Below are 13,446 nucleotides of genomic sequence, written 5' to 3' on the forward strand. Positions count from 1 at the left end.
ATCCTCCTCGGTCTCGCGGTGGCGCCCTGGCCAGCTGGGCCGCGGCGGCCCGGCGCGGCGCGCCCTTAGCGCGGCACCCTGGCCGGCTGGCCCTCCGCGAGCGGTATGCCGGAAGGACGGCGCGCCGGGGCGAGGCTCTCCCTGGGTGCAGCGCTCTGGCTCCAGCAGGCGGCCGCATGAACCGCCTGGACACAGGCGCGGTCGCCGGGTCGCACGCGAGGCCTGGTCTGGGTCTGCACCCGCAGCTCCGTCCCGGCGGCCAGCCTGACGGCGACCAGCCAGAAGGCGCCGTGGTACGTGGTGCGAAGCACCCGGCAGGCCCCCGGCGCTCCCTCGTGTGAGGCGGGCTCGAGCGACAGCCACTCGGGCCGGAGCATGAGGAGGACTGGACCCCTTTGCGGGTCGAGGAGCGAGACCTCCCCCAGGTCGCACCGCGCGACGGAGCCCAGAGCCTCCCCGCGGAGCAGGTTCACCTGGCCCAGCAGGGCGGCCACCCCGGGGGTCGCGGGGCAGCGGTAGAGGTCCTCAGGGCTCCCGACCTGAAGGATCCGCCCTGCCCCCATGACCGCCACCTGATCGGCCAGGGTCAGCGCCTCCTCCCGGTCGTGGGTCACCAGCACCACCGTGGTGCCGGCCTCCTCCAGGATCTCCCGCACCTCGTCGCGGACCCGTGCCCGGAGGCCGGCGTCCAGGTTGGAGAAGGGCTCGTCCAGGAGGAGCAGCTCCGGCTCCGGGGCCAGGGCCCGGGCCAGGGCGACCCGCTGCTGCTGCCCGCCCGAGAGCTCGTGGGGATACCGCTCGGCCAGCCCTCCGAGGCCGACGCGCTCGAGCCAGCCGGCCACCCGCTTCTCCCGCCCGCGTGCGTCCCGGAGTCCGAAGCCCACGTTCTGGGCCACGGTAAGGTGGGGGAAGAGGGCGTAATCCTGGAAGACCATGCCGATCCGCCGCTGCTCGGGCGGCACGGTTCGGCCGTGCTCCGCCACCCGATGCCCGGCGAGCTCGATCCAGCCCCTGTCGAGCGCTTCAAACCCGGCCAGGAGACGGAGCAGGGTGGTCTTGCCGCAGCCGCTGGGCCCGATGAGGGCGGTCAGGCGGCCGCGCTCCAGGACCAGGTCCAGCCCGTCCACCGCCCGCGCTGGGCCGAAGTGCTTCGCCACGTCGTGGCACCGTACCAGGATCTCGTTCACTGGGGCTCCCTCCCAAAGGCTCGGTCCTGACGGAGCATCACCCAGACCGAGAGGCCGGAGAGCAAAAGAAGGACCAGCCCCGGAACCGCCGCGCGGGCGAAGAACCCCTCGGAGGCGTCCAGCCAGGCGACGGTGGCCAGGGTGCGGAAGCCGGTGGGCGCGAGGAGGAGGGTCGCCGGCAGCTCCTTCATGGCGGTGAGGAAGACGAGGACCGCCCCCGAGAGGAGGCCGGGGCGGACCAGCGGCAGGCTGACCGTCCGGAGGACGGCCAGGGGACTCCTTCCCAGACCCCTCGCCGCCTCCTCCAGGGACGGGTTCACCTGAAGGAAGGAGGTACGGAAGGCACCCACCGCCTGGGGCATGAAGTGGACGGCGTAGGCAAGGGTCAAGACCGGCAGCGTCTGGTACAGGGCCGGTAGGCTGCGCGCGGAGAAGAAGACGAGGGCGAGGGCCAGGACGATGCCCGGCAGGCCGTAGCTCACGCAGACGAGGCGATCCAGGACCCGGCTCAACCTCCCCGGGTAGCGCACGCCCAGCACGGCCACCGGGAGGGCCATGAGGCCTGTCGCCGCCGCGGCCAGCCCCGAGGCGAGCAGGGAGTTGCGCGCGACCGCCCAGAAGGCGGTGACCTCCTGGCCCTGGAGAATGCCCCGTACCGTCCAGTAGAGGAGGACGCCCACGGGCGTGCCCACCCCCGCCAGGACCAGAAGCCCGACTCCGACCAGCGCCGGCACCTTCCACGGCCCGAGCGCGACACGCGGCGCCGGGCGGGCCGCCCCCGGCTGGCGTCTGAAGTAGGTGCCCCGCGCTCGGGTCCGCCGCTCGAGCTCCAGCACCATGACGGTGACCAGGACCAGCGCCAGCGCAAGGAGCGCCGCCCGACCCCGGTTGAAGGAGGCGGCGTACTGGGCATAGATCGCCCGGGTGAAGGTGTCGAACTGGAGGAGGGAGACCGCGCCGAAGTCGCTCAGCGCGTAGAGACCCACCAGGAGGCTCCCCACAGCGATCGCCGGACGGAGCTGGGGCAGCGTCACCCCCCAAAAGGTGGCCCAGCGCCCCAGGCCCATGGAGCGGGAGGCTTCCTCCAGCGCCGGGTCGAGGCGGCTCCACGCGGCCCGGACCGAGAGGAGGACGTAGGGGTAGGTGAAGAGGGTCAGCGCGATCCATGCGCCCGCAAAGCCGTAAGGCTCCGGCAGGCTCTCCACACCCAGAGGCCGGAGGAGCTGGGCAAGCAGCCCCCCAGGACCGACGGCCGAGATCAGGACGAAGCCGCCGATGTACGACGGCACCGCCAGCGGTAGGACCAGGAGCGACGACCAGAACCGGGCTCCCGGGAGATCCGCGCGAAGGAGGAGCCAGCTCAAGGGAACCGCCAAGAGGACCGCGCCGGCGGTCACCGCAGCAGCGAGCCCGAGGCTGTTGGCCAGAAGCTCGAAGAGGCGCGGCTGGGTCATCACCCGCCAGGCGCCGGATCCGGCCATCGCCGAGCGGAGGACGAGGTACGCCAGGGGGAGGGCCATGAGCCCTCCCACCGCCGCACCCGGGAGCCTGAGCCAGGCGGGCGCCGTGCCGGCCCGGACCGGACGCATCCACGACGGCGTCGGCGGAGCATCGGAGAGCGGCACACCCTCGGGAGGATGCAGGAACCCCCGGGGGCCGCCTTCGAGCCGCCCCCCCATCTAGAGCGCCCCCGTCTCCCAGAGGAGGTCGAGGGTCCGCTCCAGGCCGGCAAGATCGCCCAGATCGATCTCGGGCGTGCGGATCTCGGGCAGCGGGACGAGCCGGGGATCGGCCGGCACGCCCGTCACCAGCGGGTACTCGTACGTCTCCCCGGCGAAGTACCTCTGGGCCTCCTCCGAGAGCAGGAAGTCGACGAACGCCTCCGCCGCCTTTGGATGACGGGCATCCTTCAGGACGCCGACACCGGCCACGTTGATCATCGCGCCGGCGCCTCCGTCCCTAGGATGGTAGTTCCGGACGGGAAACGACGGCCCCTCCTCGGCCAGGAAGCGGTAGAGGTAGTAGTGGTTCACGAAGGCGACGTCCACCTCGCCCGCGGCCACCGCCTGGATGGCGGCGGTGTTGTTCCGGTACACCCGGGGTTGGTTGGCCTGGATGCCCTCGAGCCATGCCCGGGCACCGTCCTCACCCAGCGTCACCCGCAGCGCGGTGACGAAGGCCTGGAAGGACCCGTTGGTGGGTGGCCAACCGATGCGTCCCTTCCACTTCGGGTCGGTGAAGCCCAGAATCGAGCCGGGCATCTGATCGGGCGTGACGCGCTCGGTGCTGCACGCGACCACCCGGGCCCGGCCCGTGACCCCGACCCACTCACCCCGGGGCGAGCGGAACCGAGGCTCCACCCGCTCCAGCAGGCGGTCCGGCAACCTGGCGAGCCGACCCTCGGCGGCGACCGCTCCCAGCGCACCGGCGTCCTGGGCGAAGAAGAGGTCCGCCGGGCTGTTGGGTCCTTCCTCGAGGATCGCGGCGGCCATTTCGGAGGTCTCCCCGTAGCGGACCTGGACGTCGATCCCTGTCTCCTCCTCGAAGCGCTCGATGGGGGGACCCACCAGTGCCTCGTTCCGCCCTGAGTAGACGACCAGCCGCTCCTCGGGCTGACCCGACGCGGGCGCCCAGCGCCACGCGACGGCGGCGATGGCCAGGAGGGCGACGCTCGCGAGAACGAGCTTGCGATGGATACGGTCCACAGTGACGCTCCTTTCGGCGACGGTGTGGCGGGACCCCTGGGGCCGAGCCGGTCATCGGCAAGGGAGCCCTACCAAGAATTCCGACCTCAGTACTTTGAATTCAGTCCAACAAAAAAGCGCCTCTCTCCACGCGATCCGTTCTTGCCAGGACCGCGTCCTTGTTGCACTCAGATGCGATCTAGGACTGATTCAGGCCATCACTCCCGATTTCAACCAGATTATAGAGGCCATGTCCGTCTGTCGTCAAGTATCTCTTGAAGTCGTCTCTTTCCGCCCGGTATCGGGGCGGTCTGGACGCACCCGGTCTCGTCATCATGTACGCGTCACCGCCCTAGCACCCGGGAGGACGCGCTCAGACCGCGTGCTCCACAGGTAGGACCACCCTCCGGGGTGGGTTCCGCGTGGAGTACTCCCTGTGACCGAGCCCTGACATAGGTTCCTAGGCTCCTCGACCCGCCTGTAGCCGGCGTCCCGCGCGTGCCGGAGAAGAAGGTCCCACGGTTCCCCTTGACCTTCTAGCCACTCGAAGGTTCATACTATGGCATGAGTCGGACGAAAGGAAGACGCCCCATGGAAGACGCGCTTTCCATCGGCGAGCTGGCCCGCCGGACGAGCATCGACCCGAGGACGATCCGCTACTACGAGAAGGCGGGCATCCTGCCCACCCCCCGTCGGCTGGAGAACGGCTACCGCGCCTACTCGCCCGAGGACGTGGACCGCTTGCGATTCGTTGCGGGCGCCCGCAGGCTCGACTTCTCCCTGGCTGAGATCGCCGAGATCCTCGCGCTGCGCGATCGGGGGGAGGCCCCTTGCGACCGGGTCCTCCAGGCGATGGAGGAAAAGGCCCGGGAGGTGGCCCTCCGCATCCGGCAGTTGCGCGCGCTGGAGACGCATCTGGCCGAACTGCGAGCAGCGGCTCGAGAGCTGCCTGTGCGCCGCCCGGAGGAGGGTCCGTGCATCTGCCGGCTGGTGGAGGGGGTCCCGGGACGGAGCTCCATCCGCCTCCACACCACTGGGGGCGGCTTCATGGAACGTTCAGCTCCCGATGCCGGTCAGGACGCCCAGCGGCCTGGTACTGAGCGCATCCGACGTTGACAGGAGGACCCCACGATGTCCGATCGCCACGACGCGTACGACCTGGTCATCCTCGGCTCGGGATCCACCGCCTTCGGAGCGGCGCTGCGGGCGGCCGCTCTGGGCAAGCGGGCGGTGATGACCGAGAACCGCACGCTGGGGGGAACCTGCGTGAACCGTGGGTGCCTCCCCTCCAAGAACCTGATCGCCGCGACCCGCATCCTCTGGGAAAGCAGCCATCCGCGCTTCCCGGGGCTCTCGCCGGCGGCCATGAACGTGGACTTCCCGGCACTCATCGCCCAGAAGGACGAGGTGGTGGAGCACTACCGCGAGAGGAAGTACGGCTCTGTGGTGGGCGCCGAGGACCGGGTGGAGGTGGTGGAGAGCCACGCCCGGCTCATCTCTCCCCACGAGGTGCAGGCGGACGGACGCGTCCTCCAGGGGGACCAAATCCTGGTGGCCACGGGCAGCCACCCCGTGGTTCCACCCATCGAGGGCCTCGACCGCGTGCCCTACCTCACCTCCGACCTCCTCACCTCCGGGGAGGTGGAGGAGCTCAAGGAGCAACCGGCATCGCTGGCCATCATCGGCGGGGGGTACATCGCTCTGGAGCTGGGCCAGCTCTTCCAGCGGCTGGGCACCCAGGTGACCCTCCTGGAGCAGAGCCCCGAGATCCTGCCGGCCGCGGAGCCCGAGGCGGCCCGTGAGCTCCACCGGCTGCTGGAGGAGGAGGGTTTGCGCATCGCCTGCGGCGTGAGGGTGGAGCGGGTGGAGGGTGACGAGCGCAGAGTGCGAGTGTACGGGCGCACCGGCAAGGAGCAGCGGACCTTCGAGGCCGAGCGCTTGCTGGTGGCCGCAGGCCGCGCCCCCAACACGCAGGAGATCGGCCTGGACCGGGCCGGGGTGGAGACCGACGGTCAGGGCTTCATCCGGGTGGATCCCTTCCTGCGGACCAACGTGCCCCACATCTGGGCGGCGGGCGACGTCATCGGCCGCCACACCGGCAGCCAGATGGCCACCCCCGTGGGCGCCCACGACGGCGGCATCGTCGCGGAGAATGCCCTGAACGGCGCGCAGGTGGAGGTGGATCACGCGGTGATCCCCCGGGCCATCTTCACCGACCCCGAGCTGGCCAGCGTCGGCCTGACCGACCGGGAAGCCGCGGAGAAGGGCTATGCCTGCTCGTGCAGGGTCGTCCCCATGGAGCTCGTCCCCCGGGCCGGTGCCGTGCGCGACACCCGCGGCCTCATCAAGATGGTGATCGACCGGGAGAGCCGCCGGGTGCTCGGCGTCACCATGCTGGGGCGCCACGCCTCGGAGGTGATCCACGAGGCGGCCATGGGCATGCGCTTCGGCGCCCGGGCCGAGGACTTCCGGGAGATGCTCCACGTCTACCCCACCATGTCGGAGGCGCTGAAGCTGGTGGCCACCAGCTTCGTCAAGGACGTCCGCAAGCTCTCGTGCTGCGCGGACTAGGTGGGGTGCGCCCGGCGCCGCACGTGGCGAGGGACCGGGCCGGGGAGCACGGCGACCCGGGAGTCGAACGGAGGGGAGTGGGACGCATGACCGTTGTGATGGGCGCATCGGTTGGGCCCAGGGCCCACGCGGAGAAGCTCCAGGTCAAGATCGGCGGCATGCAGTGCTCCTTCTGCGTGTCGAGCCTCGAGAAGGCCTTCCGGCGGACGAAGGGCGTCTCCGACGTCAGCGTCAGCCTGGCGCACGAAGAGGCCCTGGTCCAGTACGATCCCGCCAGGGTCACGCCTCAGCAGCTCAAGGAGACCCTGCTGGCCATGGGATACTCGTGGCGGGACCCGGAGAAGGTCCGCCCCTTCGAAGAGGAAGAGGCCGAGCTAGTGCGGGAGCGGAACCGGCTCCTCATGGCCGCCGGGGCGACGGGGGCGGCGCTGGCCTTCATGGTCGCCATGTGGATGGGCTTCATGCAACCCTGGTCCCGCTGGCCCATGCTGGCCCTGGCCCTGGTCACCCTGTTCGGCCCCGCCTGGCCCATCAAGAAGATGGCGTGGGGCTCCCTCCGGCGCCGCATCCTCAACCAGCACGTCCTGCTGGAGCTCGCCGCCTTTGCCGGCCTGGCGGGCGGACTCATCGGCTTCTTCACCGCCGGCTTCCCCATCGCCGACTTCTTCGGTGTCTCCGTCTTCGTCACCACGTACCACCTGCTCTCCGGCTACACCTCGCTGCTGGTGCGGACCCGCAGCTCCCAGGCCATCAAGAAGCTCATGGCGCTGCAGCCGGCGACCGCCCGGGTCATCCACGAAGGTCGGGAGGAAGAGGTGCCCATCGACCACGTCCAGGTGGGCGACCGGGTGCGCGTGCGGCCCGGCGAGGCGATCCCCGTGGACGGTGTGGTCGAGGAGGGCGCCTCGGCCGTCGACCAGAGCCTGGTCACCGGCGAGTCTCTCCCGGTGGAGAAAGCCGAAGGCGCCGAGGTCATCGGCGGCTCCGTCAATCAGGCGGGCACCCTGGTGGTGAGGGTCACCCGGGTGGGCGCCGAGAGCTTCCTGCAGAGGGTGGCGCAGCACATCCAGGAGGCGCGAGCCCTGAAGCCGGGCATCCTCGTCCTGGTGGACCGGGTGCTCCAGTACTTCGTACCTGGCGTTGTCCTCGCCGCGGCCCTGGCCTTCGTCGTCTGGACCCTGGGGGCATGGCTCGTCGCCGGCGAGCCCAACGTCAGCCGGGCGGTCTTCGCCTCGCTGGCCGTCCTGGTCATGGGGTATCCCTGCGCCCTGGGCATGGCGACGCCGCTGGCCATGATCCGGGGCGGCGGCATCGCTGCCCGGAAGGGTATTCTGATGCGCTCCGGAGAGGCGTTCCAGGCCTTCAAGGACGTGCGCAAGGTGGTCCTGGACAAGACGGGGACCCTCACCGTGGGAAAGCCCGTCGTCACTGAGGTTGCTGCCGTAACCCCAGGCCAGGAGGCGGAGGTGCTGCGTCTGGCGGCGGCGGTGGAGGCGGCCTCCGAGCACCCGCTGGGGCGCGCCGTCGTCGAGCGGGCTCTGGCGAGCGGCGCGGGTCTTCCCCGAGCCCACGGCTTTCGCGCCCACGTGGGCCGAGGCGTGGAGGCGTTCGTGGAGGGTCGCAGGGCCCTCGCCGGCACGGCACGGTTTCTGCAGGAGCAGGGGGTGGACACCTCCGCCCTCACCTGGCGGGCAAGCGGAGCAGAAGAACGCGGGCAGACGGTGGTGCTGGTCGCCTCCGGCGATGCCGCCCTGGGCTTGATCGCCATGGGTGACACCCTGAAGGAGGACGCTCGCGAGGCGGTCGGGCGCCTGCGGCAAGAGGGGCTGGAGCCGATGATCATTACCGGCGACAACGGGCGCACCGCCAGGGCGGTGGCGGCCCAGGTGGGCATCGAGCAGGTGCTGGCCGAGGTTCTGCCCGGCGACAAGGCCGACGAAATCCGGAAGCTCCAGCGGCAGGGCTACCGGGTGGCCATGGTCGGCGACGGCATCAACGACGCCCCGGCCCTCATGCAGGCCGACGTGGGCATCGCCATCGGGGCGGGCACCGACATCGCCATCGAGTCGGCCGACATCGTACTGGTGGGCGACCGGCTGAGCGGTGTGGTGGAGGCGTACCGGATCGCCAGGGGCAGCTACACCAAGACGGTCCAGAACGTCTCCCTGGCCTTCGCGTTCAACGGCATCGGCGTTCCGGCGGCGGTCACGGGCCTCGTGCCTCCCGTCTGGGCCATGGCGGCCATGGCCGCCAGCGTGACCGTCGTCCTTCTCAACTCGTTCGGCGGCCGGGTGCTGTCGCTGCGCCTGGCCCGGGCGTCGTAAGATCGTAGCGAGATCGTCGTGGCCGCGCTCATGCTGGCGGGGCGGAATCAGAGGTCCGCAGGGCTGGTGCCCGTCCTCAAGCCCGCTGGACGGCGGCGTCGGCCGCTTCTTCCCGCCGCAGGAGCCTCCAGAGAAGCCAGAGGAGAACGGCCCCGTACATCATGTTGCCCATGACCCACATGATCCCCGCCCCGAGCGCCTGGTCCGCGAGGGGCGAGAGCCCCCAGACGCGCGGCAGCACCAGGTAGGTCCCATAGAGCGGCCGGCCCGCAAGCCCGATGAAGAAGCTGATCAGCCAGTTGAAGAGCCAGCTGCCCACAAGGAGTGCGAGGCGAGCCGCAGAGGCCCGCCAGGCGACCGAGGCGGGGCGCAGGGCGATGGCCCAGAAGGGCAAGCCGACCAGCAGAGGGATGCCGTCCTCCAGGGTCGCGAGCAGCGGGTTCTCCTTGGGAAGGCCGGTGGGAAGCCCGCACGCCTGGCGGAGCCCGCCCGAGGCGCCCGCACCCAACGGCCAGTGCCAGAGCCAGATCACCAGGTTGTAGAGGGCGAATACGACCCCGGCAGTGAGAAGCTCACCTCGCCGGGCTCTCCTCCTCTCGCGGGCTCGCCGCGGCCAGCTCTTTCGGGGAACGGACAGAACGAACAGGATGGGAGCGGCCATCTGGAGGAGCTGGTGGTTCACCACGTGGAGCGTGAAGAGGTAGCGGTCCCCCACGGCGTTCACGGGTGTGACCAGGGCGGCGAAGACGGCAAGGACTCCTGCGGCGAAGAGGACCACCTGCCCCGGCCGGGGCCGCAGCGGTCCCGCGAACCGCGCGTAGACGTAGACCGCCACGGCGAGCGCAGCCAGGACCGCCGGATCCCACGTCCACGTCCAAACTTCCACGAGGGCTCCTCTCCTCCCAGGCAAGCTCCATTCCCGGTGTCCGCCATCGGATGGATGGGCTTCGTTGGTTCCTCAGAGGGCGTACCTCTTCCTTCCATGCGAAGACCGATTGCGAGTCTCCGTCGAGCAAGCCAGGAACCGGTCCGAATCGCTCACGCACGCCCGCAAGAGCGTGGCCATCCCATGGCACGTTCTACTCATTGACGCGCCTCTTGCGAACGATTAGCGTATGCACGAGGAGAGACATGAAAGCGAGCGAACCCGGGAGGAGGACGAGCCGTGCGTTCCAACCGCTGGCTGCTCGAGCTGGCGGCCGTCCTCGCGGTTGCGGCGGGCGCGGTCGTCTGGGCGTACGCTTCACGGACCCCGGTGAGCTATCACGGCCGGGTGATGGACCCCGTCCGCGCGGCGCCGGACTTCGCGCTGACGGACCAGCAGGGGCGTCCCTTCCGCCTGAGTAGCCAGCGGGGTTCCGCCATCCTGCTCTTCTTCGGGTACACGTCGTGCCCCGACGTCTGCCCCACCACGCTCAGCACCTTCCGGCAGGTGAGGCAGGCGCTGGGGTCGGACGCGGAACAGGTCCGGTTCGTCTTCGTCACGGTCGATCCCGAGCGGGACACACCCGAGCGGCTGCGGGAGTACCTGGCCTTCTTCGATCCGTCTGTCGTGGGGCTCTGGGGAGAGCTCGATGCCCTGGAGACCGTACGCGAGGCCTACGGCGTGTACGCGGCCAAGAGTCTTGACCCGCAGGCCCCCGATGGATACTGGATGAATCACACGGCGACCGCGTTCCTGGTGGACGCCAGCGGCAACCTCCGCCTGAGCTACTCGTTCGGGACGCCGGCAGAGGACATCGCGGCGGACGTGCGACAGGTCCTTCGCTAGCAATCGGCTCGCTCGCCTGTTCGGCAACACGCCGGAGTTCTGGGTCGATGCGCAGCGCGCCGTGGACCTCTGGGAGGCATCGCGGGCTCTTGGGAAGTCACTGGAGCAGATCCATCCGTTGGGCACCCGCTGACACGCGTGTTCCACGAACGCCGATGTGGGCGGCCACCAGGCAACGGCGGCCTCCCACGAGCGCCTGTTCCGGTTACGACGGAGGCTGGATGTGCGTTCATCAAGGTGGGCCGCTCCGGTCGGCCATGTCGCGCCACGCAGCCATCAGCCGGGCCGTCAGCGGTCCAGGCGCTTCCCACCGCCGGTGTCCGACCACTTCGCCCAGCGGGATCGGACCCCTGACGGCGTTGGTCAGAAAGGCCTCGTCCGCCTCGCCCGCCACTGCGAGAGGGAACACTCCCTGGTGTACCCTGACGCCTGCGTTCTCCGCCCACTCGATCACCCAGCGACGGCCCACGCCGGGGAGGCAGCCCGTGGCCTCGACCGCCGGCGTGTGGAGAGCACCTTCCGTGACCCAGAAGATGTTGGTGGCGGTGCCCTCCACCACCGCGCCGGCCGGGGTGCAAAAGAGCACTTCGTCGGCATCGCGTCCTTCTGCTTCACGCAGGGCGACGATCCGCGCCAGGGCCGAAGTGTGCTTGATTCGGCTGAGAATGGGATGGGGCACCGTCGGGACGTCGGAGACGACGGCCCGCCAGGGGGCCTCCGGCGCGCTGCTCGGCGGAAGGAGCGCGGCAACGCAGAAGGGGTCGGGCACCTCCGGCGGCCGGTACCCGCGGGGGCCTTCGCCCCGGGTGCAGGTCACCCGGATCACGCCCTCGCGCAGGCCCCCGTGGGAGATCAGGGCCTCGAGGACGCCCCCGAGCGCGGGCGGTGGAGGATACCCCAGGAGACGGCATCCTTCGGCCAGCCGCTCTTCGTGAAAGGGCAGGAGCGGCGCCAGACCGTGCCGGACCAGGATCGTTTCGAAGAGCCCGTCGCCGAGGAGGAGACCCCTGTCGAAGGGGGACGCAGCTGCCTCTTCCGCCGGGACCAACCACCCCGGGTCGCAGGGTATCGCATCCACCAGACGGGCGCCCACGACCCGGTTCATCCAGACGTACATGATCCACCTCCGAGATCCGGCACGCCGAGGGCGGCGGCGAGCGCCCCGGCTTTGACCAGCGTCTCTTCGTACTCCGCCTCAGGATCGGAATCGGCCACGATCCCGCCGCCCGCGTGAAAGAGGGCGCGGCTAGAGGCTACGGTCAGGGTGCGGATGGCGATGTTGAACTCGAGGAACCCGTTGACGGAGATGAAGCCCAGACAGCCGCAGTAGACGTGGCGGCGGACCGGCTCCAGGGCGTCGATGATCTCCATGGCCCGGATCTTGGGGGCGCCCGTCACCGAGCCCCCGGGGAAGGCGGCACGGAGGAGGCTGCCGGGTGTGGCATCCCCTCGCAGCCGGGCCTCAACGGTGGCCACGGTGTGGTGGACCGTCGGGTACGACTCCAGTCGCCGGAGCTCGGGCACGACCACGCTCCCCATGCGAGCCACCCGGCCGAGATCGTTCCGGAGGAGGTCGACGATCATGGTGAGCTCGGCCCGATCCTTCTCGCTCCGGAGGAGGTCCGCCGCCCGTTCGCGGTCCTCCTGCGCCGTCTTGCCCCTCGGACGGGTGCCCTTGATGGGGGGCGTCTGCACCCGCCAGCCCCCGCCACTTTCCGGATAGACAGCAAGGAAGCGCTCGGGGGACGCGCTGGCGATCTCGAAGCCCGCCGCCTGCACGTAACAAGCAAAGGGAGCGGGATTGCGCTCCCGGAGCCGCAGGTAGACCCGCCAGCCGGGTTCACGCCCCCAGCACGGGTCAAGGCGGCACGCAAAGCGCTGGGCCAGGTTGACCTGGTAGATCTCGCCCGCCCTGATGTTCTCGAGTGCCTGCTCGATCGCGGCCAGGTATCCGGGGCCAGAGAAGCTGGAGACCAGCGGACCCGCCGGCGCCGGGGGCGGCGCCTTCGCGGGCGGCCGGCGGGCCACCTCTTCCAGCGACCGCGCCAGGATGCGGGCCCGCTCCCGGACGAGCGCCTCGCGGCCAGCGGGAAGGATGCCGGCCAGCCAGAGCGTGCCGTCGCGATGGTTCAGCGCTGCCACCGTCTCGTAGAAGGCGAGGTGGATCTCGGGAACCGGGAGCTCGGGCCGGGCCCGGTGGGGCAGCTTCTCGACGTAACGGTTCAGATCGTATCCGAGGTAACCCGCCCAGCCGCCCACGAAGGGCGGGCCCTCGTCCCCGTTCATCCTGCCGGCGGCCGCGCCCCGCCACAGGTCGCCCACGGTTCGATCGAGGAGATCGAACGGATCCCGCGCTTCCACACGAGTGCCGCCGGGCGTGGTAAGGGTGAACCAACCGTCGCTTCCCTGAAGGATCGAGCTGGGCCAGGCTGCCGCGAACGACCAGCCCGCTCCGGGCCGGGCAGGTGGCCTCACTGAGGACGCGGGGCGTGGCGACACGTCGCCCCAGGCAATCCCCGGTACGGCCCCCTCCCCGGCCTCGAACAGGATCCGCCCGGGTTCCGGCGGAAAGGCGAGGAGGATCTCGGCGGGTTGCAGGCGTCGAGGGAGTCTGACCGGCTCCAGGAACGAATGGATGGGGGATACCCCCTGCTTTGAGGCTCGGATACGCCTGACATACTTTTCGCATCCGAGGCCGCGCACCTCTATGTTTGGTCCTCAGGCAGAAGGACTGGTTAGGTCGGAGACGACTGGCGTGACGCGTAGCCGACTGTGGTGCCCTGCTTGGGTTACGTGGTGGGTTGTGCTGCCCTGGGCGTCACTCCTCAAACCTCTCGGTCGTCTCGGAAAGGATTTGAACTACTCTGCATCGAAGGCTTATCCGCGCAGCCAGCTCGGGCTTGTACAGG

At 70.2% G+C, this 13,446-nt stretch carries 10 protein-coding genes and 1 pseudogene; 5 read left to right on the top strand and 6 right to left on the bottom strand.

The genetic code is table 11. The features are described 5' to 3' along the window. Positions 1–65: 65 nt before the first annotated feature. The 3 genes from LIP_RS15905 to LIP_RS15915 form a co-directional block, all read right to left on the bottom strand. Positions 66–1,187 carry an ABC transporter ATP-binding protein gene (locus LIP_RS15905; RefSeq protein WP_082726451.1) on the bottom strand — a complete coding sequence of 374 codons (1,122 nt, stop codon included), beginning with the start codon at positions 1,185–1,187 and terminating at the stop codon, positions 66–68. After that, positions 1,184–2,707 (bottom strand): ABC transporter permease, encoded by a 1,524-nt coding sequence (locus tag LIP_RS15910; RefSeq protein ID WP_198409583.1) that lies wholly within the window; start codon positions 2,705–2,707, stop codon positions 1,184–1,186. The genes LIP_RS15905 and LIP_RS15910 overlap by 4 nt, the downstream gene beginning before the upstream one ends. Before the next feature lie 159 nt (positions 2,708–2,866). Next, complete coding sequence (locus tag LIP_RS15915; protein ID WP_198409584.1) at positions 2,867–3,892, bottom strand: iron ABC transporter substrate-binding protein; 1,026 nt, start codon at positions 3,890–3,892, stop codon at positions 2,867–2,869. A gap of 570 nt (positions 3,893–4,462) precedes the next feature. On the opposite strand from LIP_RS15915, the gene LIP_RS15920 reads away from it, so the two are divergent. The 3 genes from LIP_RS15920 to LIP_RS15930 all read left to right on the top strand — a co-directional run bounded on the left by LIP_RS15920 (position 4,463) and on the right by LIP_RS15930 (position 8,766). Beyond that, positions 4,463–4,987, top strand: a complete 525-nt coding sequence (locus LIP_RS15920; protein WP_068140603.1) for a MerR family transcriptional regulator — start codon at positions 4,463–4,465, stop codon at positions 4,985–4,987. Positions 4,988–5,002: 15 nt separating this feature from the next. After that, positions 5,003–6,442: a mercury(II) reductase gene (gene merA, locus LIP_RS15925; RefSeq protein WP_068140608.1), complete on the top strand. Its 1,440-nt coding sequence runs from the start codon at positions 5,003–5,005 to the stop codon at positions 6,440–6,442. Positions 6,443–6,528: 86 nt separating this feature from the next. After that, on the top strand, positions 6,529–8,766 hold the full coding sequence (locus tag LIP_RS15930) for a heavy metal translocating P-type ATPase (RefSeq protein WP_068140611.1): 2,238 nt from the start codon (positions 6,529–6,531) through the stop codon (positions 8,764–8,766). Positions 8,767–8,842: 76 nt separating this feature from the next. On the opposite strand, the gene LIP_RS15935 is transcribed toward LIP_RS15930, so the two are convergent. After that, positions 8,843–9,652, bottom strand: coding sequence for a cytochrome c oxidase assembly protein (locus tag LIP_RS15935; protein ID WP_068140613.1), 810 nt, complete (start codon positions 9,650–9,652; stop codon positions 8,843–8,845). 279 nt (positions 9,653–9,931) lie between these two features. Between LIP_RS15935 and LIP_RS15940 the strand changes: the two genes are divergently transcribed. After that, positions 9,932–10,537 (top strand): SCO family protein, encoded by a 606-nt coding sequence (locus LIP_RS15940; RefSeq protein WP_068140616.1) that lies wholly within the window; start codon positions 9,932–9,934, stop codon positions 10,535–10,537. A gap of 4 nt (positions 10,538–10,541) precedes the next feature. Beyond that, a pseudogene (locus tag LIP_RS20665) lies at positions 10,542–10,670 on the top strand (HigA family addiction module antitoxin); the annotation flags it as partial. A gap of 99 nt (positions 10,671–10,769) precedes the next feature. Here LIP_RS20665 and LIP_RS15945 read toward each other — a convergent pair. Together LIP_RS15945 and pabB are read right to left on the bottom strand one after the other, a co-directional pair. Continuing rightward, the gene (locus LIP_RS15945; RefSeq protein ID WP_068140621.1) at positions 10,770–11,654 is read right to left on the bottom strand and encodes an aminotransferase class IV; all 885 of its coding nucleotides are present in this window, start codon (positions 11,652–11,654) and stop codon (positions 10,770–10,772) included. Further along, positions 11,639–13,240 carry an aminodeoxychorismate synthase component I gene (gene pabB, locus LIP_RS15950; RefSeq protein ID WP_331456621.1) on the bottom strand — a complete coding sequence of 534 codons (1,602 nt, stop codon included), beginning with the start codon at positions 13,238–13,240 and terminating at the stop codon, positions 11,639–11,641. The genes LIP_RS15945 and pabB overlap by 16 nt, the downstream gene beginning before the upstream one ends. Between the last annotated feature and the right edge of the window lie 206 nt (positions 13,241–13,446).

The sequence above is a fragment of the Limnochorda pilosa genome (assembly GCF_001544015.1).
Taxonomy (GTDB): domain Bacteria; phylum Bacillota; class Limnochordia; order Limnochordales; family Limnochordaceae; genus Limnochorda; species Limnochorda pilosa.

What these genes read in the sequence shown, in the direction of transcription:
- LIP_RS15910 (WP_198409583.1), bottom strand. Translation starts at nt 2,707, where the DNA reads ATGGCCCTCCCCCTGGCGTACCTCGTCCTCCGCTCGGCGATGGCCGGA.
- LIP_RS15920 (WP_068140603.1), top strand. Translation starts at nt 4,463, where the DNA reads ATGGAAGACGCGCTTTCCATCGGCGAGCTGGCCCGCCGGACGAGCATC.
- merA (WP_068140608.1), top strand. Translation starts at nt 5,003, where the DNA reads ATGTCCGATCGCCACGACGCGTACGACCTGGTCATCCTCGGCTCGGGA.
- LIP_RS15930 (WP_068140611.1), top strand. Translation starts at nt 6,529, where the DNA reads ATGACCGTTGTGATGGGCGCATCGGTTGGGCCCAGGGCCCACGCGGAG.
- LIP_RS15945 (WP_068140621.1), bottom strand. Translation starts at nt 11,654, where the DNA reads ATGTACGTCTGGATGAACCGGGTCGTGGGCGCCCGTCTGGTGGATGCG.